This window comes from Amaricoccus solimangrovi (assembly GCF_006385685.1).
In the GTDB taxonomy this organism is placed as follows: domain Bacteria; phylum Pseudomonadota; class Alphaproteobacteria; order Rhodobacterales; family Rhodobacteraceae; genus Amaricoccus; species Amaricoccus solimangrovi.
Map to the genome: position 1 here is coordinate 89,881 of NZ_VFRP01000009.1, position 24,655 is coordinate 114,535.

Genomic DNA, 24,655 nt, shown 5'->3' on the forward strand with positions numbered 1-24,655 from the left:
GCGCCGCGATGGAGCTGCCCGCCGGCGTCCGCTTCGGCGCGGAGCCGCTGCGGAACGGCACCCGCTTCACCGTCTGGTCCGGCTCTGCGGATCGAATAAGCATATGCATATTCGATCCCGACACCGGGGCGGAGGTGGATCGGGTGGCGATGACGCGCAACGCGGACGGGATCCATTCCGCCGTGGTGCCGAAGGTCGGCCCGGGCGCGCGCTACGGGCTGCGCGCGGACGGGCCGCACGATCCCGCCTCGGGCTTCTGGTTCGACCCGGCCAAGCTGCTGGTCGATCCCTACGCCGTGGAGCTCGACCGGCCCTTCGGCTACGACCCGCTGCTCGCGAGCCCGCGGGCGGCGAAGGTCGATACCGCGGAGCTGATGCCGAAGGCGATCGTGCCCGCCCCCGGCCGGGCGGTCCGCCGGGCCGCGCCGGTGTTCAGGCCCGGCGGGCTGATCTACGAACTCTCGGTGCGCGGCTTCACGATGCTGCATCCGGAAGTTCCGGAGGCGCAACGGGGCACGGTCGCGGCGCTGGCGCATCCGGCGGTGATCGCGCATCTCAAGGCGATCGGCGTCGACGCGGTCGAACTGATGCCCATCACCGCCTGGATCGACGAACGCCATCTCGGGCCGCTCGGCCTCTCGAACGCCTGGGGCTACAACCCGGTGGCCATGATGGCGCTCGACCCCCGGCTCTGTCCCGGCGGCGTCGCGGAACTGCGCGGGACGGTCGCCGCGCTCCGCAAGGCCGGGATCGGCGTGATCCTCGACCTCGTCTTCAACCATACCGGGGAGAGCGACGCCTTCGGCCCGACGCTGTCGCTGCGCGGCCTCGACGCGCGCGCCTATTTCCGGACCGGCCCACAGGGCCAGCTCATCAACGACACCGGCTGCGGCAACACGCTCGCCTGCGAACGGCCGGCCATGCGTCGCCTCGTGCTCGACACGCTGCGGCATTTCGTGCGCGCCGCGGGGGTGGACGGATTCCGCTTCGACCTCGCGCCCATCCTCGGCCGCTCGATGGAGGGGTTCGATCCGAACGCGAGGCTCCTGCGCGAGATCGCGGCGGATCCGCTGCTCTCCGACCGGGTGCTGATCGCGGAGCCCTGGGACATCGGGCCGGGCGGCTACCAGCTCGGGCGCTTCCCGGAGCCGTTCCTCGAATGGAGCGACACCTTCCGCGACCGGGTGCGCCGCTTCTGGCGCGGCGACAACCACATGCTCGGCCCCTTCGCGACGGCGCTCGCCGGATCGAGCGATGCCTTCTCCGGCACCCACACCCGCGTCGTGAACTTCATCGCCGCGCATGACGGCTTCAGCCTCGCCGATCTCACCGCCTACGCGCACAAGCACAACGACGCGAATGGCGAGGAGAACCGCGACGGGCACAACGACAACCACAGCTGGAACAACGGCGCCGAGGGCCCGACGCGCGACACCGCGATCCTCGCCGCGCGCGAGCGCGACCTCCGCGCGCTGCTCGCGACGCTGTTCGCGGCCCGGGGCACGATCATGCTGACGGCGGGGGACGAATTCGGGCGCAGCCAGCACGGCAACAACAACGCCTACGCGCAGGATAATGCGATCACCTGGCTCGACTGGCGGGGGCGCGACCGCGCGCTGGAGGCTTGGTGCGGGGAACTCGCGCGGATCCGGCGCGCCCATCCCCGGCTGTCGGATCCGCGCTTCCTGACCGGGAAGGCCGCGCCGGACGGGGTGCCGGACGTGGTCTGGCTCGCGCCGGACGGGGTGGAGATGCACGCGGGCCACTGGGAGCATCCCGAGGCGCCGGCGGTGACGATGATCCTCGGGCCGACGACCCCGGGCGCGACCCGCCCGGGCCGGCTCGCCGTGCTGTTCAATCGCGGCCACGACGAGATGGTCTTCGCCCTGCCCCCGCGCGAGGGTTTCGCCTGGGTCGAGCCCGCCGTGACGCTTCCCGGACGGAGCGTCCGGTTCGTCGAGGAAGCGCCGGTGAAGGCCTCGCGGCGGCGCCGGCCCCGCGCGTAGCGCGAAGCCTCAGCCCGCGTCGCAGCCGGGCGCGGGCACGGTGCCGGGTTCCGGCGTCCGGAATACGCGGATCGCGCCGGCGCGGGCGAGGTCGCTCAGCCCCTCGCCGTCCTGCTCGAGGACATGGGCGAGTTCGCGGCGCATGCGCGGGTCCCAGAAGTCGCGGATGTGCAGTTCCACGCCTTCCTCCGCCTCCGCCGCCGGATAGGGGCGGAAGAAATCGGCGATCTGGTTCGCCATCCGGATGATCTCGGCGGTCGAGTCGCTCATGGCTCTAGTCTTCCTTCAGGGGCGCGGTCAGCGCCGTGTCGTCGAAAAGCATGATGTCGCGCCCGGCGCGGCAGGCGAGCACGATCCCGGCGCGGGCGGCGACGCGCAGCGCCAGCGCCGAGGGCGCGGAGACGGCGGCGACGAGCGGCGCGCCGATCGCCGCGGCCTTCTGGACCATCTCGACGCTGACGCGGCTCGAGAGCAGGACGAAGCCCCGGGACGCGTCGCGGCCGTCGCGCGCCAGGGCGCCCGCGAGCTTGTCGAGCGCGTTGTGGCGGCCGATGTCCTCGCGGACCAGCTCCACCGCGCCGCCGCGGTCGCAGAAGGCGGCGGCGTGGGTGGTCTTGTTGACCTGTTTCATCACCTGGCGCGCGGGCAGCCCGTCGAAAGCGGCGAAGAGCGCCTCCGCGCCGGGCAAGGCGGTCCGCGCCACCCGGCGCGGCGCCGGCAGCACCGCCTCGAGGCTCTGCGCGCCGCAGATGCCGCAGCCGGCGCGGCCCGCGAGCGTGCGGCGGCGGCCCTCCACCTTCTCGATCCGGGCGGGATCGAGGGTCAGATTGCAGATCATCCCGTCCGCCGCCTCGGCGATCCGGAGGCTTTCGATATCCTCCGCCGCCTCGACGATCCCCTCGGTCAGCGCGAAGCCGACCGCGAAATCCTCGATATCGGCCGGGGTCATCATCATCACGGCGAAGGTCTCGCCGTTCAGCAGGATCGCGACGGGCATTTCCTCCGCGATCTGCCAGAAGGCGCGGCGCTCCCCCTCCGGCGTGAGCAGGCGACCCGCCGCCACGGGCGAGACGTCGAGCGGTCCCGTGTCGAGGCGGCGGATCCTCATGTGATCACTCCGCGGCGGTCAGCGTCACGCGGAAGTTGGTGCGGCCGAGTTCCTCACGCTCCTCCTGCCATTCCGAGGGCTGGTTCGAGCGGGTCAGCTGCACCGCCGTCACCTTGTACTCGGGGCAGTTGGTCGCCCAGTCGGAATTGTCGGTCGTGATCACGTTCGCGCCCGAGAGCGGGTGGTGGAAGGTCGTGTGCACCACGCCCTGCGGCACCCGGTCCGACACCCGCGCCCGGAGCGTCGTCGCGCCGATCCGGCTGCCGACGCTCACCATGTCGCCGGTCTCGATCCCGCGCTCCTCCGCGTCGTGCGGATGGATCTCGATCACGTCCTCCGGATGCCATTGGCTGTTCTCGGTCCGCCGCGTCTGCGCGCCGACGTTGTACTGGCTGAGGATCCGGCCGGTGGTCAGGATCAGCGGATAGTAGCGGTTGGTCCGCTCGGTCGTGGGCACGTATTCGGTGACCATGAACCGGCCATGGCCGCGGACGAAACGGTCCATGTGCATGATCGGCGCGCCGTCCGGATACTCCGCGTTGACCGGCCACTGCAGCGAGCCCATCTCGTCGAGCTTTGCGAAGCTCACGCCCGCGAAGGAGGGCGTCAGCCGCGCGATCTCGTCCATGATCTCGGCCGCGCTGTCGTAGTGCATCGGATAGCCCATCGCGGTCGAGAGCCGGCAGACCATCTCGTGCTCGGACATGCCCTGCTTCTCCTTCATCGCCGGGCGCACGCGGTTGATGCGGCGTTCGGCATTGGTGAAGGTGCCGTCCTTCTCGAGGAAGGAGGTGCCGGGCAGGAAGACATGGGCGTAGGCCGCCGTCTCGTTCAGGAACAGGTCCTGCACGACGAGGCAGTCGAGCGCGGCGAGCGCCGCCTGCACATGCGCGGTGTTCGGATCGGACTGGGCGATGTCCTCGCCCTGGACGAACATGCCGCGGTAGGTGCCGTCGATCGCGGCGGCGAACATGTTCGGGATCCGCAGGCCCGGCTCGCCGAGCAGCTTCACGCCCCAGTCCTCCTCGAAGAGGTGGCGCGTCACGTCGTCCGCGACATGGCGGTAGCCCGGCAGTTCGTGCGGGAAGCTGCCCATGTCGCAGGAGCCCTGCACGTTGTTCTGGCCGCGCAGCGGGTTCACGCCGACGCCGTCCCGGCCGATGTTGCCGGTCGCCATCGCGAGGTTCGCCATGGCCATGACCATGGTCGAGCCCTGGCTGTGCTCGGTCACGCCGAGGCCGTAGTAGATCGCCGAATTGCCGCCGGTGGCGTAGAGCCGGGCGGCCTCGCGCAGGATCTCGGCCGAGGTGCCGATGGTCTCGGCGAGCGCCTCGGGGCTGTTGCGCTCCTCGGCGACGAAGGCGCGCCAGCGCTCGAAATCCGCCGCCTCGCAGCGTTCGGCGACGAAGGTCTCGTTCACCAGCCCCTCGGTCACGATCACATGCGCGAGCGCGTTCATGAAGGCGACGTTGGTGCCGGGGCGCAGCTGGACGTGATGCGCGGCCTTGATGTGGGGCGAGCGCACGAGGTCGATCCGGCGCGGGTCGGCGACGATGATCTTCGCGCCGGCGCGGAGCCGCTTCTTCATCCGGCTGCCGAAGACGGGATGCGCGTCGGTCGGGTTCGCGCCGATCAGCAGGATCACGTCGGCTTTGTCGACCGATTTGAAGTCCTGCGTGCCGGCCGAGGTGCCGAAGGTCATCTTGAGGCCGTAGCCGGTCGGGGAATGGCAGACGCGGGCGCAGGTATCGACGTTGTTGTTACCGAAGGCCGCGCGGATCATCTTCTGCACCACGTAGACTTCCTCGTTGGTGCAGCGGGAAGAGGTGATGCCGCCGATCGAATCGCGGCCGTGCTTCGCCTGGATGTCCTTGAAGCGCCTCGCGGCGAATTCGATCGCCTCGTCGAAGCTCACCTTCCTCCACGGATCAGTGATCTTGTCGCGGATCATCGGCGAGAGCTGGCGGTCCTGGTGGGTGGCGTAGCCGAAGGCGAAGCGGCCCTTGACGCAGGAATGGCCCTCGTTCGCGCCGCCGTTCTTCCAGGGCGTCATCCGGACGATGGTCTCGCCCTGAAGCTCGGCCTTGAAGGAGCAGCCGACGCCGCAGTAGGCGCAGGTGGTGATGACCTCGCGCGTCGGGATGCCGTGTTCGACCTGGGACTTCTCGACCAGCGTCGCGGTCGGGCAGGCCTGGACGCAGGCGCCGCAGGAGACGCAGTCCGAGGAGAAGAAGTCATCGGCCGCGGTGCCGGCCGAGACGCGGCTGCCGAAGCCCCGGCCCTCGATCGTGAGCGCGAAGGTGCCCTGCACCTCCTCGCAGGCCCGCACGCAGCGCGAGCAGACGATGCATTTCGACGCGTCGTACTGGAAATAGGGGTTCGAGACGTCGATCGGCGCCTTGTGGCCGTCCTCGAAATGGTTCTCGCCCTTCATGCCGTAGCGCACTTCGCGCAGGCCCGAGACGCCGGCCATGTCCTGCAGTTCGCAGTCGCCGTTGGTCGGGCAGGTCAGGCAGTCGAGCGGGTGGTCGGAGATGTAGAGCTCCATCACGCCGCGGCGGAGCCGCTCCAGCCGCTCGTTCTGGGTGTGGACGACCATCCCCTCGCGCACCGGCGTGGTGCAGGAGGCGGGGGTGCCCTTCACCCCCTCGATCTCGACGAGGCACATGCGGCAGGAGCCCCAGGCCTCCATGTTGTCGCTGGCGCAGAGCTTCGGGATCGGCCGGTCGACGAGCGAGGCCGCGCGCATGACCGAGGTGCCCTCGGGCACGGTGACGGGCACGCCGTCGATCGTGAGCGTGACCGGCGCCCCCTCGCGCGCGGGCGTGCCGCGGTCGACCTCGGAGCCGATGCCCGGCGCGCGGAGGTTCCGGAGGATCTGCGGGATGTCCTGGTGGATCGTCATGGTCTACCTCACTCCGCCGCCACCGGGGTGGCGCGGTCGAAATCCTCGGGGAACAGGCGGATCGCCGACAGGACGGGCATGGGGGTGAGCCCCCCCATCGCGCAGAGCGAGCCGTCGCGCATCAGTTCGCAGAGGTCGTCTATCAACGCGATATTCTTCGCGACGTTCTCGCCCCTGAGAATCTTTTCCACGGTTTCCTTGCCGCGGATCGCCCCGATGCGGCAGGGCGTGCACTTGCCGCAGCTTTCCTCCTCGCAGAACTCGAAGGCGAAGCGGGCCATCTCGGCCATGTCCACGGTGTCGTCGAAGACGACGACGCCGCCGTGGCCGACCATCGCCTGATGCGTCGCCATCGCCTCGTAATCCATCGGCAGGTCGAGCATGTCCTCGGAGACATAGGCGCCGAGCGGGCCGCCGATCTGCGCGGTCCGGAACGGCCGGCCCGAGGCGGTGCCGCCGCCGAAACCCTCGATCAGCTCGCGGATCGTGATGCCGAAGGCCTTCTCGACCAGGCCGCCGCGCTTGATGTTGCCGGCGAGCTGGAAGGGCTGCGTCCCGTGCGAGCGGCCGACGCCGTAGTTCTTGTAGAAGGCCGCGCCCCGGTCGATGATGAGCGGCACGGAGGCGAGCGTCAGCACGTTGTTGATGACGGTGGGCTGGCCGAAGAGGCCGGAGATGGCCGGGATCGGCGGCTTGACGCGGACCGTGCCGCGCTTGCCCTCGATGCTCTGGAGCATCGAGCTTTCCTCGCCGCAGATATAGGCGCCGGCGCCGCGGCGGACCTTCATCCGGAAGGAGTGGCCCGAGCCCTGGATGTTCTCGCCGAGCCAGCCCGCCCCTTCCATCACCGCGATCGCCGCCTTCATCTGGGCGATCGCGCGGGGATATTCGGAGCGGATGTAGATGTAGCCCTCGGTCGCGCCGGTCGCGATGCCCGCGATGGTCATCGCCTCGACCATCAGGAGCGGGTCGCCCTCCATCAGCATCCGGTCGGCGAAGGTGCCGCTGTCGCCCTCGTCGGCGTTGCAGGCGACGTATTTCCGCTCGGCCTTCTGGTCGAGCACCGTCTTCCACTTGATGCCGGCGGGGAAGCCCGCGCCGCCCCGGCCGCGCAGGCCGGACTCGAGCACCTCGGCGCAGATCGCCGCCGGCTCCATCGTCAGCGCCTTGCGCAACCCGGTGAGGCCCGCGTGCGCCTCGTAGTCCGCCAGATCGAGCGGGTCGATCACGCCGACGCGGGCGAAGGTCAGCCGCTCCTGATGCGCGAGCCACGGCATCTCGACCGTCCGGCCGTGGCCGAGCGGGTGCTCCTTGCCGTCGAGGATCGCATCCAGGACCGAGGCCGCGTCGGCGGCGCGCACCGGACCGAAGGCGATCCGGTCGTGGTTCATCCCGGCTTCGACCAGCGGCTCGAGCCAGAGCATGCCGCGGGAGCCGTTGCGGGCGATGTCGATCTCGACGCCGCGGGCCTGGGCCGCCTCCTCGAAGGCGGCGGCCGTCTCGTCGGCGCCGGCGGCGAGCGCGGCGGTGTCGGCGGGGATCCAGATCCTGATCATGACAGCGCCTCCACGATCGCGGTGTCGAGGCCTTCCTCGGTGGCATGGCCGATGAACCGGCCGTTCAGCATCGCCGCCGGCGACTGCGCGCAGAGCCCGAGGCAGAAGACCTGCTCGATCGTGACGCCCGCGCGCGAGGTCGTGCCAAGGTCGGTATTGTAGCGCTCGCAGATCCGGGCGATCAGCTTGCTCGCGCCCATCGACTGGCAGGATTCGGCGCGGCAGATCTTCACCACCACCTTGCCCGCCGGTTCGCGGCGGAAGTCGTGGTAGAACGAGACGACGCCGTGCACCTCGGCCCGGCTGATGTTGAGCAGTTGCGCGATCGCCGGAAGCGTCTCCTCGGCGATGTAGCCTTCGCGATCCTGGAGCTCGTGAAGAATCTCGATCAGCTCCGCGGGGTCGTAGGCGTGGCTAGCGCAGATTTCCGCCGCGGCGGTTACCCGCGGGTCGGTTTCATCGAGCATCGGTCCTGTTTCCTCCTGCCCGCGCCTTGTGCGCGGCGCGGCTTGCAGGGCCACTATGCGCTCGCGGCATACCAGATGCAAATCGGGTGACTCTATGGCTTGATAGACGCAGCCTATGAAGTCGCAGGGTATTGATCGGAGTTCCCGATGAAGCCTCAGCGGATACGCGGGGGATCGAGCGCGAAGCCGGCGAAGGTGCCGAAGGATTTCGCCGCGTCGAGCAACGCCGCGAGCAGCGGCGGCGGCGGATCGCGCTCCAGCGCGACCAGTCCGATGGTGCGCGAGACGACGGGCGCGACCAGCGGAATCGCGCGGATCCGCCCCGCGCCGCCGCCGAGGACGGCGAGGAAATGTTCGGGCAGGATCGCCGCGTAGCCGCCATGGGCGACATGGGCGCAGAGCGCGACCGTGGAGTTGCTCTCGACCATGGGGCGCGGCGCCTGCCCCGCCTCGGCGAAGGCGTCGTCGAGGATGCGGCGGTTCTGCATGTCCGGCGTCAGCGCGCAGAGCGGGAGGGCGGACGCCTCGGCCCAGGTCACCTCGGCCCGGCGGGCGAGCGGCGAATCGGCGGTCACGAAGAGCCGGTAGTGCTCGGTATAAAGCGGCCGGGTCGCGCCGATCCCGAGCGGCTCGCTGTCGAGATAGGTGATCCCGGCGTCGATGGTGAAATCCTCGAGTTCGCGCGCGATCTGGCGCGAGGTGCGCGACAGGATCTCGAATCCGACGCGGGGATGGCGCAGCCGCGTCGCCTGGGTCAGCGCCGGCAGGCAGGGCATGGCCGAGGGAATGACGCCGAGCGTCACCCGCCCCTCCGGCTCGTCGGAGAGCATCGAGAGATCGCGGCGCATCCCGTCGAAATCCTCGACGATCTTCTTCGCCCAGCTCAGCACCCGCTCGCCCTCCGGCGTCAGCCCGTGGTAGCGCTGGCCGCGCAGCACGATCGGCACGCCGAGTTCCTCCTCGAGCTGGCGGATCCGGCCTGAGAGCGTGGGCTGGGTGACATGGCTCGCCTCCGCGGCGCGGGTGAAATGCTTCTCGCGCGCGAGCGCGATCAGGTAGCGCAGCTGACGGATGTCCATGCCCGATCCTCCCCCGCCCGGCGCCTCGCCGCGCGGCCGCGACAAGGGAGCAGGCGTGGCGGCGCGGCGCAAGCGCGACCCTTGCGGCGGGATGGACGGCGATGCGTCGAACGCATGGCAGGCATGCGAAAATCCACGCGTCTCAGCGCGGCGGCCTCTCTCTATATTCGGTCCGTTTTCGCCCTCCTGTTCGGATTACCACGATGCCTGGCATCTTCGACGTGACCGGTCTTGTCGCCGCGTTCCTGACCACCATGGCCTTCCTGCCCCAGGTCATCCAGACCTGGCGCAGCCGTTCGACCGCGGATCTGAACCTCGGGATGCTGCTCGCGCTCTCGACGGGGGTGGCGCTCTGGTTCGTCTACGGGCTCGGCACCGGCCAGGTGCCGGTGATCCTCGCCAATGGCGCGACGCTGATGCTCGTCATGGTGCTGCTGACGCTGAAGCTGCGCGACCGTTTCGCCCGCGCCGCCTGAACGCGCCCGCCGGACTTGACCCGGCGGGCCGCAGGTGATTGCGTCCCCCGCGAACGTGATCACGCCATCTTCATGGCGAGCCGGCGCGCGGGCACGGGCCCGGCCCGGCGCTTTCATGGCTTGGGGGTAGGATGAGCTCGGACATCGGTCTTCTCGGGCTCGGCACGATGGGCCGGGCACTGGCGCTGAACATCGCGGAGAAGGGCTACGGCATCGCGGTCTTCAACCGCACCAGGGAGGTCACGGAGCATTTCGCGGCGGAGGCCGGCGAACTCGCGCCCCGGATCACGCCCTGCGAGACGCTCGAGGGCTTCGTCGCCGCGCTCGCGCGCCCGCGCGCGATCATCCTGATGGTCCCGGCCGGCCGGCCGGTCGACGAGATGATCGCGGCGCTCCGCCCGCTGCTCGCGCCCGAGGATCTCATCATCGACGCGGGCAACGCGGATTTCCGCGAGACCCGCCGCCGCTCGGCCGAGGCCGCGGAGAAGGGCGAGCTCTTCCTCGGCATGGGCGTCTCGGGCGGCGAGGAAGGCGCGCGGCACGGCCCCTCGATCATGGGCGGCGGCCCGCGCGAGGCCTGGGACCGCGTGGCCCCGATCCTCGAGGCGATCGCGGCGAAGCACGAGGGCGAGCCCTGCGCCACCTGGATGGGCGAGGACGGCGCCGGCCATTTCGTCAAGACCGTGCACAACGGCATCGAATACGCCGACATGCAGATGATCGCCGAGGTCTACGGCGTGCTGCGCGACGGCATGGGGATGGAGGCGACCGAGATCGCCGATGTCTTCGACCGCTGGAACGAGGGGCCGCTGCGGAGCTACCTGATCGAGATCTCCGGCATCGTCGCGCGCACGATCGACCCCGAGACGCACCAGCCGCTGCTCGACGTGATCCTCGACACCGCCGGGCAGAAGGGCACCGGGCGCTGGACCGCGATCGAGGCGCTGATGCTCGGCGCCCCCGCCTCGGCGATCGAGGCGGCGGTGGGCGCGCGCAACCTCTCCGCCCGGCTCGATGAGCGCAAGAGCGGCGAGGCGATCTTCGGCCCCGCGCCGCGCGGGATCGCCGAGACCGGCGGGCTGATCGACGAACTCGGCCAGGCGCTGCTCGCGGGCAAGATCGCCTGCTACGCGCAGGGATTCGGGCTGCTCGCCGACGCCTCGCGCGAATTCGGCTGGAACCTGCCGCTCGATGCGATCGCGAAGGTCTGGCGGGAGGGCTGCATCATCCGCTCCGCGATGCTCGACGACATGGCGCAGGCGCTCGCGGTCTCGGGCCTCACGAATCTCATGTTCGCGCCGAGCTTCGCCTCGCGCATGGCGGAGAACCACGGCGGGCTGCGCGCCGTCGTCGCCCGCGCGGCGCTCTCGGGCATCGCCGCGCCCGCGCTCGGCGCGGCGCTCGCCTATTTCGACACGATGCGGACCGCGCGCGGCACCGCGAACCTGTTGCAGGGGCAGCGCGATTTCTTCGGCCTGCACGGTTTCGCTCGGCTGGACCGGGCCGGAACCCATCACGGACCATGGGCCGACAGTTTTCAACTCTGAGGCGCCCGGATCGCGCGACTCTGCCGCCTCCCGAGCATAAGGCGCCGAATCGGCGGCTGCCCGGAACGGATCACGGGGGATCGGCGTGTTCCCAATTGCTAACGCCGATGTTTCTGGGCACAGAGACAATCATGTGGAAAACGCTGTTCGGGGGATCGGCGCGCGGGTGTCGGGAGCAATCGCGCCCGCGACTCGCGCTGGCCCGGGCAACGGGACTGGCTTTCGTGGCGTCCGCGTCATAGGGTTGGGGCGAGGTACATCAATTACATGAACCGTCGAAGCTTTCTCGGTACCGCGGGCGCTCTCTCGGTCGGAGCGCTGTTCCGGGGCGCGGCCGCCTTCGCCCAGGACGCGACCCCCTTCAGCCGGAGCGACGTCGTCGACGCCGCCCGGGCGCTCGCGGCCAAGCCCTTCGAGCAGCCCGGCCCCGCCGTGCCGGACGCGCTGCTGCAGCTTTCCTATTCCGACTACCAGAAGATCCGCTTCAAGGAGGAGCGGCGCCTCTTCACCAACCCGCCGAGCGGCTTCGCCGTCGACCTGCTGCACCCCGGCTTCATCTACCGGATCCCGGTCGAGATCTACACGGTCGAGAACGGCAAGGCGACGAAGATCCCGTTCAGCACCGACCTCTTCACCTATCAGGGAATCGATCCGCCGGCGGAGGACACGCCGCTCGAGTTCAGCGGCTTCCGCGGCCGGACGCCGCTGAACTCGCCCGACTACATGGACGAGTTCCTGGTCTTCGCCGGGGCGAGCTACTTCCGCGCGATCGCGCGCGGCCAGGTCTTCGGCCTCTCGGCGCGGGGCCTCTCGATCGGCACCGCGGATCCGGCGGGCGAGGAATTCCCGTTCTTCCGCACCTTCTGGCTCGAGCGGCCGGGCGACGGGCGCATGGTCGTGCACGCGCTGCTCGACGGGCCGAGCGCCTCGGGCGCGTTCCGCTTCACGATCCGCCCCGGCGACGAGACGGTGATGGACGTGGAGGCGACGATCTTCGCCCGGGTCGACATCAAGACGCTCGGCCTCGCGCCGCTCACCTCGATGTTCCTCTACGACGCGAAGGAGCGCGACGGCTACGACGACTTCCGCCCCGGCATCCACGACAGCGACGGGCTCGCGATGTGGAACGGCGGCGGCGAGCGGATCTGGCGGCCGCTGCACAATCCGAGGCTGCTGCAGATCAGCTCCTTCTCCGACAACGGCCCCCGCGGCTTCGGGCTGATCCAGCGCGAGAAGCGCTTCTCGGAATACGAGGATCTGGAGGCGCTCTACCACAAGCGCCCGAGCCTCTGGGTCGAGCCGATCGGCGACTGGGGCAAGGGCCATGTGATGCTGGTCGAGATCCCGAACGTGGTCGAGATCCACGACAACATGGTGGCCTTCTGGCGGCCCGAACAGCCGCTCTCCGCGGGCAGCGAGACCTCCTTCACCTATCGCCTCACCTGGGGCTGGGACGCGCCGGCGACCAGCCTGCTGCGCGTCACCCGCACGCTGAGCGGCCAGGGCGAGCAGGAGGGCCGGCGCCGCTTCGTCGTCGACTTCTCCACGCCGGGCGTCTCGGTCGGCGCCCCCGCCACGGATTTCACCGCCAACATCTCGGCCTCGGCCGGGGCGGTGCGCAACGTCGTCGTGATGGACAATCCCGAGATCGGCGGCATCCGCGTCGCCTTCGAGCTCGATCCGCAGGGCAACGAGGCCGTGGACCTGCGGCTCGACCTGCTGCGCCAGGGCGCGCCGGGCGGCGAGGTCTGGGTCTACCGATGGACCGAGTAGCCGAGGCCACCCTCGCGTCCGGCGAGGACGCGCCACCGCTGCCTCCGCCCGCGCCGCGCGAGATGCCGATCCAGGACCTGCGGTCCTTCGACCGGTCGAAACGCGCGGTGAAGCCCCGTTTCGACTGGAGCGTCCTGCTCGCCCGGCTCTCGCTCTTCGGCGGCACGCTGGCGCTCACCGCCTGGATGACGCACGAGATGTATCTCGTGCTCTCGGTCGGCCAGCTGGTCGCGATCGAGATGGTGATGCTCGGCCTCTTCGTCATCAACATCTGCTGGATCTCCTTCGGCGCCGTCTCGACGCTGCTGGGCCTGCTCTCGACGCCGGGGCCGCGGCCGGCCGCGAAGGCGCCGCTCCGGCACCGGATCGCGCTGCTGCTGCCGGTCTACAACGAGGACACGGCGAGCTTCGTCGGCACGGCCTGCGCCACGCTGCGCGCGCTCGCCGAACAGGGCGAGGGCGAGACCTTCGACCTCTTCGTGCTCAGCGACACGAACAAGGACGAAGTCTGGCTGGCGGAGGAGGCGATGATCGCCGAGGCGCGGCGCGATCCGGTGATCGCGCGGCATCTCTTCTACCGCCACCGCCTGCGCAACCGGGAGCGCAAGGTCGGCAATCTCAGCGACTGGGTCGAGCGCTGGGGCGGGGCCTACGAATATTTCGTGGTCTTCGACGCCGACAGCCTGATGGACGCGGCGACGATCATCGAACTCGCCCACCGGATCGAGGCCGACGACGAGGCCGGGCTGATCCAGACCGTGCCCCGGCTCATCAACGGCCGGACCGTGCTCGCCCGCGCGCAGCAGTTCGCCGCGCGCGTCTACGGCCCCCTGCTCGCACGCGGTCTCGGGGTCTGGTTCGGCAACGCGGGCAACTACTGGGGCCACAACGCGATCATCCGGACCGAGGCCTTCGCCTCCGCCGCCGGCCTGCCGATCCTGCCGGGGCGAAAGCCCTTCGGCGGCATGGTGATGAGCCACGATTTCGTCGAGGCGGCGATGATGCGCCGCGCCGGCTGGTCGATCGTCATGGCCGACGATCTCGGCGGCAGCTACGAACAGGCGCCGCCGAACCTGATGGAACTCGTCGCGCGCGACCGGCGCTGGTGCCAGGGCAACCTGCAGCATCTCGCGCTCATCAATACCGCGGGCTTCCACCCGCTCAGCCGGCTGCATCTGGCGATGGGCGTCATGTCCTACCTCGCCTCGCCGCTCTGGTTCCTGTTCCTGCTGACCGGCATGCTGCTCGCGCTCCATGCCAATCTCGTGCCGCCGAACTACTTCCCCGAGGGCTGGTCGCTGTTCCCGACCTGGCCGCAGATCGACGCCCGGCGCGCGATGATGCTGTTCGGGCTCTGCATGCTGGTCCTGTTCCTGCCAAAGCTGCTCGGCCTCGTCGCCTTCCTCGGCGAGCGGGCGGCGCGCGGGCTGCGGATCCGCGCCGTCGTCGGCTTCTTCGTCGAGAACATCGTCTCGGCGCTGATCGCGCCGGTGATGATGCTGGCGCAGACCCGCTCGGTGGTGGAGATCCTGACCGGCGCGGACAGCGGCTGGCGCGCCCAGGCGCGCGACGCGGAGCGCATCCCCTGGCGCGTGCTCTGGAGCTTCCACCACCGGCACATGTTCGTGGGCGTCGTTCTCGCCGTGCTCGCCGGGCTCATCTCCTGGTCGCTGCTGGCCTGGATGAGCCCCGCGCTCACCGGCATGATCATCGCGATCCCGCTCGCGGGCTTCGTCTCGAGCGGCGTGGTCGGCGGCTGGCTCCGGCGGCGCGCGAAGCTGCTGGTGACGCCGGAGGAGGAGCATCCGCCGGCGATCTCGGTGGCGGCGGAGGCGATCGCGGAGGAGATGCGCGAACGCTGCGCGCCGCCCGCCACCATCGCCGCGCTGCTCGCCGACAAGGCCGCGCTCGAGCGGCATCTCGCCTGGCTCGACGCGCCGACCGCGCGCCGCCCGGGCGAGGCGGACGCGACGCTGGCGGCGGGCTGGCTGCGGCTCTCCGACGGCGCGGAACCCGACGCGCTCACCCCCGGCGAACGCTACGCGGTGCTCGCCTCCGAGCCGATCATGCGCCGGCTGATCGCGCGGAACGTCGCCTTCTGAGGCTCCCGCTCCGGGACCTCGGCCCTATTGCAGCGGATGAGGACGGCCGGTCGCGGCGACGCGGCGGTGGATCGTGCTGCGGTGGATGCCGAGGCGCCGGGCCGCCTCGCTGACATTGCCGCCGCAGTCGCGCAGCGTGCGCAGGATGAGGTCGGTCTCCGCGTCGTGCAGCGTCGTCTCCCGCGGCGCCGGCGCCTCCGGCTCGGCGAGCAGCGTCGGCGCGCCGGTCTCCGCGTCGCGCCATTCGCAGACGAAGGTCTCGCCCTTCGGCCCGCGCAGCGTGGTGGCCGACCGGGCGGCGCCGGCCGGCAGCGCGAAGATCTGCTCGAAGCGCGTCCGGTCGAGCGCGTCCCAGCCGAGCCCGGCCAGCGCGAGGCCGCGACGGTTCCCCGCCACCAGGGTCTCCTCGCGGAAGATCAGCGCGCCTTCGCGGACCGTGCCGAGCATCCCCGGGTCGCCGTGGAAGCGCAGGACGCGGCAGCCGTCGAAACGCTGGCGCAGCAGCCGGTGCTCGATCTGGCTCACCGCCATGCGCACGAGGCCGAGCGCGTGGGTATGCGAGACGCCCGAGGAGCCGGAGATGTCGAGCACGCCCATGATCGCCCCGCGCGGGTCCATGATCGGCGTCGCCGAGCAACTCAGAAGCTGGTGGTCGGCGAAGAAATGCTCCCCGCCATGCACGGCGACCGGCCGCCGCTCGGCGAGCGCGACGCCGATCGCGTTCGTCCCCGTGCTGGCCTCGCTCCAGTCGACGCCCGGGCGGAGCGCGACGCGCGCCGCGCGGCCGGCGAAGGCGGTGTCGCCGAGCGTGTCGAGGATCATCCCGGCCGCGTCGGTCAGGATCACCACGCTGCCGGTGTCGCGCGCCTCCGCCCCCAGCATCTCGAGTTCGGGCCGGCAGAGGCGGCAGAAGCGCGCGTGCCGATCGTGGAGGTGGCGCAGGTCGCCGGAGGACAGCGGATCGGGCGAGGGCGCGACGCGTTCCCGCAGGCCCATGTCCGAACAGCGGATCCAGGAGCGCAGCACCGCGTGGCCGAGCTGGTCCGACGGCAGCCGGCCTTCCCCGAAATACTGGTTCCGCGCCTGGTCGATCACTGATTCGCTTGCACGGCCCATGAAAGCCGGTCCCTTCCCTGAAGTGTCGCATTTCGCGACAGGCGTGACTTTCTTGTTGCTTGGTGCGTCAGAAGATACCGGGACGGGCACCTTTGTCCAATGCCACTTTGGCGTAAACCCTCCGTCATCGCCCCAAGTCGCGATTGACCGGGAGGCCTCGCGGTATCAGCCTCGGATCAATCACAAGGGCGGGCGACACCCGCCACATCCACGGAGGAGAACAACCGACATGACCGTTCAGGACGCGATCGCCACCCGCAAGGCGCCGTTCAAGACGCGCTACGGGAACTTCATCGGCGGCGACTGGGTCGAGCCCGTCGAAGGCCGCTATTTCGACAACACCTCTCCGATCAACGGCCAGGTCATCACCTCGATCGCGCGCTCCAGCGCGCAGGACATCGAGAAGGCGCTCGACGCCGCCCACGCCGCCAAGGACGCCTGGGGCCGGACCCCGGCGGCGGAGCGCGCCGGCATTCTTCTGAAGATCGCCGACCGGATGGAGGAGAACCTCGAGCTTCTCGCCACCGCCGAGACCTGGGACAACGGCAAGCCGATCCGCGAGACGATGGCGGCCGACCTGCCGCTCGCCGTCGACCACTTCCGCTACTTCGCGGGCTGCCTCCGCTCCCAGGAAGGCTCGCTCTCGGAGATCGACCACGACACGATCGCCTATCACTTCCACGAGCCGCTCGGCGTCGTGGGCCAGATCATCCCGTGGAACTTCCCGCTGCTCATGGCCTGCTGGAAGCTCGCCCCGGCGCTCGCCGCCGGCAACTGCGTGGTGCTGAAGCCCGCCGAGCAGACCCCGGCCTCGATCCTGCTCTGGGCCGAGATCATCGGCGACCTGCTGCCCGCGGGCGTGCTCAACATCGTGAACGGCTTCGGCCTCGAGGCCGGCAAGCCGCTCGCCTCGAGCCCCCGGATCGCCAAGATCGCCTTCACCGGCGAGACCACGACCGGCCGGCTCATCATGCAGTATGCGAGCCAGAACCTGATCCCGGTCACGCTCGAACTCGGCGGCAAGTCCCCGAACATCTTCTTCGCCGACGTGGCGGCCGAGGATGACGACTTCTTCGACAAGGCGCTCGAAGGCTTCACGATGTTCGCGCTGAACCAGGGCGAGGTCTGCACCTGCCCGAGCCGCGCGCTGATCCAGGAGTCTGTCTACGAGCGCTTCATGGAGCGGGCCGTCAAGCGCGTCGAGGCGATCAAGCAGGGCGACCCGCTCGACCCCTCGACGATGATCGGCGCGCAGGCCTCCTCCGAGCAGCTCGAGAAGATCCTCTCCTACATGGACATCGGCCGGCAGGAAGGCGCGGAGGTGCTGACGGGCGGCGAACGCAACGAACTCGGCGGCGACCTCGCCGGGGGCTATTACGTGAAGCCCACGGTGTTCAAGGGCCACAACAAGATGCGGGTCTTCCAGGAGGAGATCTTCGGGCCCGTCGTCTCGGTCACGACCTTCAAGACCGAGGAAGAGGCGCTCGAGATCGCCAACGACACGCTCTATGGCCTCGGCTCGGGCGTGTGGACGCGCGACGGCAACCGCGCCTATCGCTTCGGCCGGGGCATCAAGGCGGGCCGCGTCTGGACCAACTGCTACCACGCCTATCCGGCCCACGCGGCCTTCGGCGGCTACAAGCAGTCGGGCATCGGGCGCGAGACCCACAAGATGATGCTCGACCACTACCAGCAGACGAAGAACCTCCTCGTCAGCTACTCGCCGAAGAAACTCGGCTTCTTCTGATCTCCCTGAGCGACTCCGGGGACTGGCCTTCGGGCCAGCCCCCGGCCTTTTATTCAGGGGAGGAGGCAATGACGGAACCCGAGGATGCCCCGGCGCCCGGCAAGGTCAGCGCGACCCCCGCGGCGCTCGAACTGCTCGCCGAGATCGAGGCCGACCATGGCCCGGTCCTGTTTCACCAGTCCGGCGGCTGCTGCGACGGCTCCTCGCCGATGTGCTACCCGAAGGGGGAATTCCTGATCGGCGAGACCGACGTGCTGCTCGGCCATATCGGCGGCGCGCCCTTCTACATCAGCGGCCCGCAGGCGGCCGCCTGGGCCCATACCGACCTCATCATCGACGTCGTGCCCGGCCGGGGGGGCATGTTCTCCCTCGACAACGGCCGGGAGCGGCGTTTCCTGACCCGCTCGACCATCTGCGCCGTCGCGCCGCCGGGCTAGGCGGCCGGCGGAGGCTTTCCGCGGCGCGCGCGGGAAGCGGACCGATCCGGAGGAGACTGCCATGGCGAAAACCATGAAGGCGGCGGTGGTGCGCGAATTCGGCGCGCCGCTCACCATCGACGAGGTGCCGGTTCCCGAGCCCGGCGAGGGCGAGATCCAGGTCGCGATCCAGGCCTCGGGCGTCTGCCACACCGATCTGCACGCCGCCGAGGGCGACTGGCCGGTGAAGCCCAATCCTCCGTTCATTCCCGGCCACGAAGGCGTCGGCTTCGTCTCCGCCGTCGGCGGGGGCGTGAAACACGTCCGCGAGGGCGACCGGGTCGGCGTGCCCTGGCTCTACACCGCCTGCGGCCATTGCCGGCACTGCCTCGGCGGCTGGGAGACGCTCTGCCTCGAGCAGAAGAACACCGGCTATTCCGTCAACGGCGGATTCGCCGAATACGTGGTGGCGGATCCCGACTACGTGGGCCATCTGCCCTCGAACATCCCCTTCGCGGAACTCGCGCCCGTGCTCTGCGCCGGGGTCACGGTCTACAAGGGGCTCAAGGTCACGGACACGAAGCCCGGGGACTGGGTGGTGATCTCGGGCGTGGGCGGGCTCGGCCACATGGCGGTGCAGTACGCGAAGGCCATGGGGCTCAACGTCGCGGCGGTCGACATCGCCGAGGACAAGCTCGAACTTGCCCGCAAGCTCGGCGCGACGCTCACCGTCAATGCGATGGAGGAGGATCCGGCGGCGGTGATCAAGCGCGAGACCGGCGGCGGCGCGCAGGGCGTGCTCGTGACGGCGGTCAGCCCGAAGGCCTTCGAGCAGGCGGTGAACATGGTGGACCGGGGCGGCACCGTCTCGCTCAACGGCCTGCCGCCCGGCGACTTTCCGATCGACATCTTCGGCATGGTGCTGAACGGAATCACCGTGCGCGGCTCGATCGTCGGCACGCGGCTCGACCTGCAGGAATCGATCGATTTCGCGGCGCGGGGGCAGGTGAGGGCGACGATCCACCACGCGAAGCTCGACGACATCAACGACGTCTTCGCGAAGATGCGCAAGGGCGAGATCGAGGGCCGGATCGTCCTCGACATCGCCTGATCCGGAAATCCCCGCCGGGGTGCTTAACCGGCGGGTAAGCTTGCATGGCGAAATCTGGTCTCCGAGGCGGCCCGCGGGCCGCGCAACGGGGATGGCGCCGAAGGCTCCGTGCCCCCAATCCTTCGGAGCCGAGATGACCCCGCCGCTCAGCGATGCCAGCAAGCCCCCCGCCACCCGCCGCCGTCACCGCCTCTTCGGCGTGACCATCCTGCTCGTCGAGGACAGCCGCGGCGCCTCGGAAGCCGTCCGGCTCATGGCCGCGGAGAGCGGCGCGCGGCTGCGCCGGGCGGACAGCCTCGCGGCGGCCGGGCGCCACCTCGCGATCTACCGGCCGAACGTGGTCATCGTCGACATCGGCCTGCCCGATGGCGACGGGCTCGGGCTGATCCGCCACCTCGCCGCGGCGGCGGCGCCGCTGCGCGCGCTGATCGCGACGAGCGGGCAGGATCCCGCGGCCTGGCAGCCGGCCGCGCGCGCCGCCGGGGCGGCGGCCTGCCTCGCGAAGCCGATCCCGAGCCTCGCCGCCTTCCAGGACTGCGTGCGCTCGGTCCTGCCCGAGGCGCGCGCGCCGGCCGCGCCGCTCACCGAGCGGATCGCGAAGGCGCCCCCGGCCTGAGGCCTGGCGGCATGATGTCACGAATGCGCGAATCCGGCTGCCATCCGGGCGGCGGGGCGCTACTCTCCCGATGGAAACCATCCGGAGAGCACGATGCGACTTGTCCCGGCCGGTCTGGCGCTCGCGATCCTGGCCTGCGGCCCGGGACCCGCGGCCGCCGAGCGCTACGAGACCTCGGCGGGCGCCGTCGAGGTCTCGCGCATGGCAAGCGGGCTCTCGACGCCCTGGTCCCTCGCCTTCCTGCCCGGCAACGCCTGGCTCGTCACCGAGCGCGACGGCCGGCTGCTGCTGATCGAGGGCGGCGCGGCGCGGCCCGTCTCGGGCGTGCCGGAGGTCTGGGCCAGGGGCCAGGGCGGGCTGCTCGATGTCGTGGTGGCGCGCGACTACGCCTTCAGTCACGAGATCTTCCTCACCTTCGCCGAATGGCGCGGCGCCGGCGCCGCCACCTCGCTCGCCGTGGCGAAGCTTGACCAGCGGACCGCGGCGCTCGACGACGTGGAGGTGATCTTCCGCCAGGAGCCGCCGGCGAAGGGCGGCGCCCATTTCGGCGGCCGCGTGGTCGAGGCGCCGGACGGCACGCTCTTCCTGACGCTCGGCGAGCGCCACGAGCGCGAGACGGCGCAGTATCTCGACAACGACCGGGGCAAGATCGTCCGGATCCGCCGCGACGGCGCCCCGGCCGCGCGCAATCCCTTCTCCGGCCGCGCCGATGCCCGCGCCGAGATCTGGTCCTTCGGGCACCGCAACCCGCAGGGCATCGCGATGGGGCCCGACGGCGCGCTCTGGGAGACCGAGCACGGACCCCAGGGCGGGGACGAGGTGAACCGGATCGCGCCGGGCCGGAACTACGGCTGGCCCGTCGTCACCTTCGGCGAGGAATACGGCGGCGGCGCGATCGGCCGGGGCACCGGGGCGCCCGGGATGGAGGCGCCGCTTCACGTCTGGACGCCCTCGATCGCCCCCTCCGGGCTCATGGTCTATTCCGGCGAACTCTGGCCGGAATGGAAGGGCGACCTCTTCGCCGGCTCGCTCAAGTACGACTTCATCTCGCGGCTGTCGCCCGATGGCCGGGACGAACTCGAACGGATGTTCCAGGGCGAATTCGCCCGGATCCGCGACATCCGCGAGGCGCCCGACGGCGCGATCTGGTTCATCGCCGAGAGCGACGGCGCGGTCTGGCGGATGGTGCCGGCGCCCGGTAGCTGACCCGGGCGCGCTATTCGAGGATCTCGAGCGTGCCCCGCTCCCGATAGGGCGTCGTCTGGTAGAAGGCGCGGTAGCATTTGGAGAAATGCGACGGCGAGGCGAAGCCGCAGGCCAGCGCCACGTTGATCACGCTCATCTCGGTCTGCATCAGCAGGTTGCGCGCCTTCTTCAGCCGCAGCTCCATGTAGTACCGCTTCGGGCTGCGGTTGAGGTAGCGGCGGAACAGCCGTTCGAGCTGCCGCGTCGACATGCCGACCTCCTCGGCCAGATCGGCGGGGGAGATCGGCTCCTCGATATGGGTTTCCATCCGGTGCATGACGGTCGAGAGCTTCGGGTGCCGGATGCCGATCCGCGTCGGGATCGACAGCCGCTGCTCGTCGCGGTCGGAGCGGATCTCGGTATGGATCATCTGGTCGGCGACGAGATTGGCAAGCTCCGTCCCGTGCTTGCGCGCGATCAGCTTCAGCATCAGATCGGTCGAGGCGACCCCGCCCGCGGCGGTGTAGCGGTTCTGGTCGATCACGTAGACATTCGGCGTCACGTCGATCTCGGGGAAATCCTCGTCGAACCCGACCCGGTTCTCCCAGTGGATCGTGCAGCGCCGCCCGTCGAGCAGCCCGGCCTCGGCCAGGACCTGCGCGCCGGTGCAGACGGCGCCGATCGCGGCGACCCGCCGGCTCTCGCGCCGGAGCCAGGTCAGGATCGGCCTGGTGACGCTTTCCTTGACGTCGGAGCCGCCGATCACGATCAGCGTCGTGTCGCGCGTGAGTTCGCCGAGTCCCCCGTCGGTCTGGATCCGGATCCCGTTCGAGGCCGCCGCGAGCCCGCCCTCCTCGCTCAGCGTGCGCCACTGGTAGAGCGGGCGGCCGGCCATCTTGTTCGCGAGCCTGAGCGGCTCGACCGCGCTCGCGAAGGCGATCATGGTGAACCGCGGCACCAGCAGAAAGACGAAGGGCTCCGGGCGGCTGTCTGCCATCGGCTGGGACTCGTTCCTGGCGTGGAAGGGCGATCGTGCCGAACGTCTAGTGTCTCGCACCGGGCCTCGCGGTCAAGGGGCATCGTGGCTCCCGCGGCGGGGGGATGGTAAAAGCCGCGTGGCTGGTCTATGCAGCGCGCAATTTTCCGCCCACGACCCCGGGAGCGAAGACCATGTGTGCTGACTGGACCCGATCCGACTGGCGCTCGAAGCCGCGGGTACAGATGCCCGACTACCCCGACGCCGCCGCGCTTCACGCGGTGGAGCGCGAGCTCGCCTCCTATCCTCCGCTCGTCTTCGCCGGCGAGACCCGGAAGCTGCGCGCGCAGCTCGCCGAGGTCGCCGAGGGGCGCGCCTTCCTGCTCCAGGGCGGCGATTGCGCGGAGAGCTTCGGCGCGTTCAAGGCCGACATCATCCGCGACACGTTCAAGGTGATGCTGCAGATGGCCGTGGTCCTCACCTTCGGGGCGAAATGCCCGGTGGTGAAGATCGGCCGCATGGCGGGGCAGTTCGCCAAGCCGCGCTCGGCGCCGATGGAGTCGGTGGGCGGCGTGGAACTGCCGAGCTACCGCGGCGACATCATCAACGATTTCGAGTTCACCGCCGCGGCGCGGATCCCCGATCCGAACCGCATGCTGCGCGCCTATACCCAGGCCGCGGGCACGCTGAACCTCCTGCGCGCCTTCAGCCAGGGCGGCTACGCCGACATCACCCGCGTGCACTCCTGGACGCTCGACTTCACCGCCGGCCAGCCCGGCTACGAGCAGTACCACAAGCTCGCGAACCGGATCTCGGACGCGCTCGACTTCATGCAGGCGGCGGGCGTGAGCCCGGAGACCGCCGACACGCTGCACCGCGTCGACTACTACACCAGCCACGAGGCGCTGCTGCTCGAATACGAGGAGGCGCTCTGCCGCATCGACTCGACGACGGGCATCCCGGTCGCGGGTTCGGGCCACATGATCTGGATCGGCGACCGCACCCGCCAGCCGGACGGCGCGCATGTCGAGTTCTGCCGCGGCGTGCAGAACCCGCTCGGGCTGAAATGCGGCCCGTCGATCTCGGAAAGCGACCTGCTGCGGCTGATCGACCGGCTGAACCCGGCGAACGAGGCCGGGCGGCTGACACTGATCGCGCGCTTCGGCGCGGGCCAGGTCGGCGAGCATCTGCCGCGCCTCATCCGCGCGGTCGAGCGCGAGGGCCGCAAGGTGGTCTGGTCCTGCGATCCGATGCACGGCAACACGGTGAAGTCGGAGTCGGGCTACAAGACCCGGCCCTTCGAGCGGGTGCTGCGCGAGGTGCGGGAATTCTTCGCGATCCACGCGGCCGAGGGCACCTATCCCGGCGGCGTGCATTTCGAGATGACCGGGCAGGACGTGACCGAATGCACCGGCGGCGTGCGCGCGGTCCGCGACGAGAACCTGCGCGACCGCTACCACACCGCCTGCGATCCGAGGCTGAACGCGAGCCAGTCGCTGGAACTCGCCTTCCTCGTGGCGCAGGAACTGCACAACCGCCTCCAGGCGCAGCGCGCGGCGGGCTGAGCGGGCGTGAGCGTGGAGCATGTCCTGGTCCTGACGGCGGCGGCGGACCTGCCCGACGCCGCCATCGACCTGATGGCGGAAACCGTGAACGGCGCCGGGGGCGCGGCGGGCGAGACCCGGCGCCTCGCGGCGGGCGCGGTCGAACTCGACCTCGCGCGGCGCCCGGCGCCGGGAGCGATGGGCGAATTCGCCGCGCGGATCGGGATCGACGCCAACCTCGTCCCGTCCGCGAACCGCCGCAAGCGGCTGCTGATCGCGGACATGGATTCCACGATCATCGACGTGGAATGCATCGACGAACTCGCGGATTTCGCCGGCGTGAAGCCGATGGTGGCCGAGATCACCGAACGGGCGATGCGGGGCGAACTCGATTTCGAGGCGGCGCTGCGCGCCCGCGTGGCGCTGCTGCGCGGACTGCCCGCCGGCACGCTCGGGCAATGCTACGAGGCGCGGGTGCGGCTCAATCCGGGCGCGCGGGTGCTCGCGCGGACCATGGCCGCGCTCGGCGCGGAGACCGCGCTCGTCTCGGGTGGCTTCACCTTCTTCTCCGAACGCGTCGCCCGGGCGGCGGGCTTCGCCTACAACCAGGCCAACACGCTGCTGACCGAGGACGGGGTGCTGACCGGCGAGGTCGCCGACCCGATTCTCGGGCGGGAAGCGAAGCGCGCCGCGCTGGCGCGGCTGTCGGCGGATTTCGGACCGGAGGGCGCGATCGCCGTCGGCGACGGAGCGAACGATCTCGACATGGTCACCGCCGCCGGGCTCGGCGTCGCCTATCGCGCGAAACCCGCGCTGGCGGAGGCGGCCGACGCGCGGATCGAGCATTCCGACCTGACCGCGCTGCTCGCGCTGCAGGGCATTCCGGAGACCGAATGGGTCCGGGACTGAGCGATCGCCGGCCGAT

The 24,655-nt window shown here is 70.4% G+C and carries 20 protein-coding genes; 12 read left to right on the forward strand and 8 right to left on the reverse strand.

Translation table 11 applies throughout. The features are described 5' to 3' along the window. Nucleotides 1-8 precede the first annotated feature (8 nt). Complete coding sequence (gene glgX / locus FJM51_RS11000) at nucleotides 9-2,006, forward strand: glycogen debranching protein GlgX (protein WP_140454191.1); 1,998 nt, start codon at nucleotides 9-11, stop codon at nucleotides 2,004-2,006. 9 nt (nucleotides 2,007-2,015) lie between these two features. Here glgX and FJM51_RS11005 read toward each other — a convergent pair whose 3' ends face one another. The 6 genes from FJM51_RS11005 to FJM51_RS11030 all read right to left on the reverse strand — a co-directional run bounded on the left by FJM51_RS11005 (nucleotide 2,016) and on the right by FJM51_RS11030 (nucleotide 9,121). Next, nucleotides 2,016-2,276 (reverse strand): formate dehydrogenase subunit delta, encoded by a 261-nt coding sequence (locus tag FJM51_RS11005; RefSeq protein ID WP_140454192.1) that lies wholly within the window; start codon nucleotides 2,274-2,276, stop codon nucleotides 2,016-2,018. A 4-nt stretch (nucleotides 2,277-2,280) separates the two neighbouring features. Further along, nucleotides 2,281-3,114 carry a formate dehydrogenase accessory sulfurtransferase FdhD gene (gene fdhD / locus FJM51_RS11010; protein ID WP_140454193.1) on the reverse strand — a complete coding sequence of 278 codons (834 nt, stop codon included), beginning with the start codon at nucleotides 3,112-3,114 and terminating at the stop codon, nucleotides 2,281-2,283. A 4-nt stretch (nucleotides 3,115-3,118) separates the two neighbouring features. Further along, nucleotides 3,119-6,019 carry a formate dehydrogenase subunit alpha gene (gene fdhF, locus FJM51_RS11015; RefSeq protein WP_140454194.1) on the reverse strand — a complete coding sequence of 967 codons (2,901 nt, stop codon included), beginning with the start codon at nucleotides 6,017-6,019 and terminating at the stop codon, nucleotides 3,119-3,121. A gap of 8 nt (nucleotides 6,020-6,027) precedes the next feature. Further along, entirely contained in the window at nucleotides 6,028-7,572 is a 1,545-nt protein-coding gene (locus FJM51_RS11020) for an NADH-ubiquinone oxidoreductase-F iron-sulfur binding region domain-containing protein (protein WP_210240273.1), read from the reverse strand. After that, entirely contained in the window at nucleotides 7,572-8,042 is a 471-nt protein-coding gene (locus FJM51_RS11025; protein ID WP_140454196.1) for an NAD(P)H-dependent oxidoreductase subunit E, read from the reverse strand. Before FJM51_RS11025 ends, FJM51_RS11020 begins: the two co-directional genes overlap by 1 nt. A gap of 155 nt (nucleotides 8,043-8,197) precedes the next feature. Further along, the gene (locus tag FJM51_RS11030) at nucleotides 8,198-9,121 is read right to left on the reverse strand and encodes a LysR family transcriptional regulator (RefSeq protein ID WP_140454197.1); all 924 of its coding nucleotides are present in this window, start codon (nucleotides 9,119-9,121) and stop codon (nucleotides 8,198-8,200) included. Nucleotides 9,122-9,324: 203 nt separating this feature from the next. On the opposite strand from FJM51_RS11030, the gene FJM51_RS11035 reads away from it, so the two are divergent. From FJM51_RS11035 to mdoH, 4 genes are all read left to right on the forward strand, one after another. After that, complete coding sequence (locus tag FJM51_RS11035) at nucleotides 9,325-9,597, forward strand: SemiSWEET transporter (RefSeq protein WP_140454198.1); 273 nt, start codon at nucleotides 9,325-9,327, stop codon at nucleotides 9,595-9,597. Between the two features lie 131 nt (nucleotides 9,598-9,728). Further along, nucleotides 9,729-11,144 carry an NADP-dependent phosphogluconate dehydrogenase gene (gnd, locus tag FJM51_RS11040; RefSeq protein ID WP_140454199.1) on the forward strand — a complete coding sequence of 472 codons (1,416 nt, stop codon included), beginning with the start codon at nucleotides 9,729-9,731 and terminating at the stop codon, nucleotides 11,142-11,144. Nucleotides 11,145-11,411: 267 nt separating this feature from the next. Continuing rightward, complete coding sequence (locus FJM51_RS11045; RefSeq protein WP_140454200.1) at nucleotides 11,412-12,917, forward strand: OpgD/OpgG family glucan biosynthesis protein; 1,506 nt, start codon at nucleotides 11,412-11,414, stop codon at nucleotides 12,915-12,917. Further along, nucleotides 12,905-15,019 carry a glucans biosynthesis glucosyltransferase MdoH gene (gene mdoH / locus FJM51_RS11050; protein ID WP_140454201.1) on the forward strand — a complete coding sequence of 705 codons (2,115 nt, stop codon included), beginning with the start codon at nucleotides 12,905-12,907 and terminating at the stop codon, nucleotides 15,017-15,019. Before FJM51_RS11045 ends, mdoH begins: the two co-directional genes overlap by 13 nt. Nucleotides 15,020-15,043: 24 nt before the next feature. On the opposite strand, the gene FJM51_RS11055 is transcribed toward mdoH, so the two are convergent. Then, nucleotides 15,044-16,135 carry a sigma-54-dependent Fis family transcriptional regulator gene (locus FJM51_RS11055; RefSeq protein ID WP_140454202.1) on the reverse strand — a complete coding sequence of 364 codons (1,092 nt, stop codon included), beginning with the start codon at nucleotides 16,133-16,135 and terminating at the stop codon, nucleotides 15,044-15,046. A gap of 229 nt (nucleotides 16,136-16,364) precedes the next feature. On the opposite strand from FJM51_RS11055, the gene adh reads away from it, so the two are divergent. The 5 genes from adh to FJM51_RS11080 all read left to right on the forward strand — a co-directional run bounded on the left by adh (nucleotide 16,365) and on the right by FJM51_RS11080 (nucleotide 21,231). Further along, nucleotides 16,365-17,882 (forward strand): aldehyde dehydrogenase, encoded by a 1,518-nt coding sequence (gene adh / locus FJM51_RS11060; RefSeq protein WP_140454203.1) that lies wholly within the window; start codon nucleotides 16,365-16,367, stop codon nucleotides 17,880-17,882. A 68-nt stretch (nucleotides 17,883-17,950) separates the two neighbouring features. Continuing rightward, nucleotides 17,951-18,319 carry a DUF779 domain-containing protein gene (locus tag FJM51_RS11065; RefSeq protein WP_140454204.1) on the forward strand — a complete coding sequence of 123 codons (369 nt, stop codon included), beginning with the start codon at nucleotides 17,951-17,953 and terminating at the stop codon, nucleotides 18,317-18,319. A gap of 61 nt (nucleotides 18,320-18,380) precedes the next feature. Further along, on the forward strand, nucleotides 18,381-19,409 hold the full coding sequence (gene adhP / locus FJM51_RS11070) for an alcohol dehydrogenase AdhP (protein ID WP_140454205.1): 1,029 nt from the start codon (nucleotides 18,381-18,383) through the stop codon (nucleotides 19,407-19,409). Nucleotides 19,410-19,542: 133 nt separating this feature from the next. After that, the gene (locus tag FJM51_RS11075; protein WP_140454206.1) at nucleotides 19,543-20,025 is read left to right on the forward strand and encodes a response regulator; all 483 of its coding nucleotides are present in this window, start codon (nucleotides 19,543-19,545) and stop codon (nucleotides 20,023-20,025) included. A 93-nt stretch (nucleotides 20,026-20,118) separates the two neighbouring features. Next, complete coding sequence (locus tag FJM51_RS11080; protein WP_140454207.1) at nucleotides 20,119-21,231, forward strand: PQQ-dependent sugar dehydrogenase; 1,113 nt, start codon at nucleotides 20,119-20,121, stop codon at nucleotides 21,229-21,231. Between the two features lie 10 nt (nucleotides 21,232-21,241). Here FJM51_RS11080 and FJM51_RS11085 read toward each other — a convergent pair whose 3' ends face one another. Further along, entirely contained in the window at nucleotides 21,242-22,207 is a 966-nt protein-coding gene (locus tag FJM51_RS11085; protein ID WP_140454208.1) for a GlxA family transcriptional regulator, read from the reverse strand. 173 nt (nucleotides 22,208-22,380) lie between these two features. On the opposite strand from FJM51_RS11085, the gene FJM51_RS11090 reads away from it, so the two are divergent. Both FJM51_RS11090 and serB read left to right on the forward strand, forming a co-directional pair. Continuing rightward, nucleotides 22,381-23,751: a class II 3-deoxy-7-phosphoheptulonate synthase gene (locus FJM51_RS11090; RefSeq protein WP_140454209.1), complete on the forward strand. Its 1,371-nt coding sequence runs from the start codon at nucleotides 22,381-22,383 to the stop codon at nucleotides 23,749-23,751. A gap of 72 nt (nucleotides 23,752-23,823) precedes the next feature. Then, a complete protein-coding gene (gene serB / locus FJM51_RS11095) occupies nucleotides 23,824-24,639 on the forward strand; it encodes a phosphoserine phosphatase SerB (protein WP_140454252.1) in 816 nt (271 codons plus the stop codon). Nucleotides 24,640-24,655: the final 16 nt, after the last annotated feature.

Bases quoted from the DNA above. Each gene is read 5' to 3' on its own strand.
- FJM51_RS11005 (WP_140454192.1), bottom strand. From the start codon at position 2,276: ATGAGCGACTCGACCGCCGAGATCATCCGGATGGCGAACCAGATCGCC.
- glgX (WP_140454191.1), top strand. From the start codon at position 9: ATGGAGCTGCCCGCCGGCGTCCGCTTCGGCGCGGAGCCGCTGCGGAAC.
- FJM51_RS11030 (WP_140454197.1), bottom strand. From the start codon at position 9,121: ATGGACATCCGTCAGCTGCGCTACCTGATCGCGCTCGCGCGCGAGAAG.
- FJM51_RS11065 (WP_140454204.1), top strand. From the start codon at position 17,951: ATGACGGAACCCGAGGATGCCCCGGCGCCCGGCAAGGTCAGCGCGACC.
- fdhD (WP_140454193.1), bottom strand. From the start codon at position 3,114: ATGAGGATCCGCCGCCTCGACACGGGACCGCTCGACGTCTCGCCCGTG.
- adh (WP_140454203.1), top strand. From the start codon at position 16,365: ATGACCGTTCAGGACGCGATCGCCACCCGCAAGGCGCCGTTCAAGACG.
- FJM51_RS11025 (WP_140454196.1), bottom strand. From the start codon at position 8,042: ATGCTCGATGAAACCGACCCGCGGGTAACCGCCGCGGCGGAAATCTGC.
- fdhF (WP_140454194.1), bottom strand. From the start codon at position 6,019: ATGACGATCCACCAGGACATCCCGCAGATCCTCCGGAACCTCCGCGCG.
- FJM51_RS11085 (WP_140454208.1), bottom strand. From the start codon at position 22,207: ATGGCAGACAGCCGCCCGGAGCCCTTCGTCTTTCTGCTGGTGCCGCGG.
- adhP (WP_140454205.1), top strand. From the start codon at position 18,381: ATGGCGAAAACCATGAAGGCGGCGGTGGTGCGCGAATTCGGCGCGCCG.
- FJM51_RS11035 (WP_140454198.1), top strand. From the start codon at position 9,325: ATGCCTGGCATCTTCGACGTGACCGGTCTTGTCGCCGCGTTCCTGACC.
- FJM51_RS11045 (WP_140454200.1), top strand. From the start codon at position 11,412: ATGAACCGTCGAAGCTTTCTCGGTACCGCGGGCGCTCTCTCGGTCGGA.
- mdoH (WP_140454201.1), top strand. From the start codon at position 12,905: ATGGACCGAGTAGCCGAGGCCACCCTCGCGTCCGGCGAGGACGCGCCA.
- FJM51_RS11080 (WP_140454207.1), top strand. From the start codon at position 20,119: ATGCGACTTGTCCCGGCCGGTCTGGCGCTCGCGATCCTGGCCTGCGGC.
- FJM51_RS11055 (WP_140454202.1), bottom strand. From the start codon at position 16,135: ATGGGCCGTGCAAGCGAATCAGTGATCGACCAGGCGCGGAACCAGTAT.
- gnd (WP_140454199.1), top strand. From the start codon at position 9,729: ATGAGCTCGGACATCGGTCTTCTCGGGCTCGGCACGATGGGCCGGGCA.
- serB (WP_140454252.1), top strand. From the start codon at position 23,824: ATGGCGGAAACCGTGAACGGCGCCGGGGGCGCGGCGGGCGAGACCCGG.
- FJM51_RS11075 (WP_140454206.1), top strand. From the start codon at position 19,543: ATGACCCCGCCGCTCAGCGATGCCAGCAAGCCCCCCGCCACCCGCCGC.
- FJM51_RS11090 (WP_140454209.1), top strand. From the start codon at position 22,381: ATGTGTGCTGACTGGACCCGATCCGACTGGCGCTCGAAGCCGCGGGTA.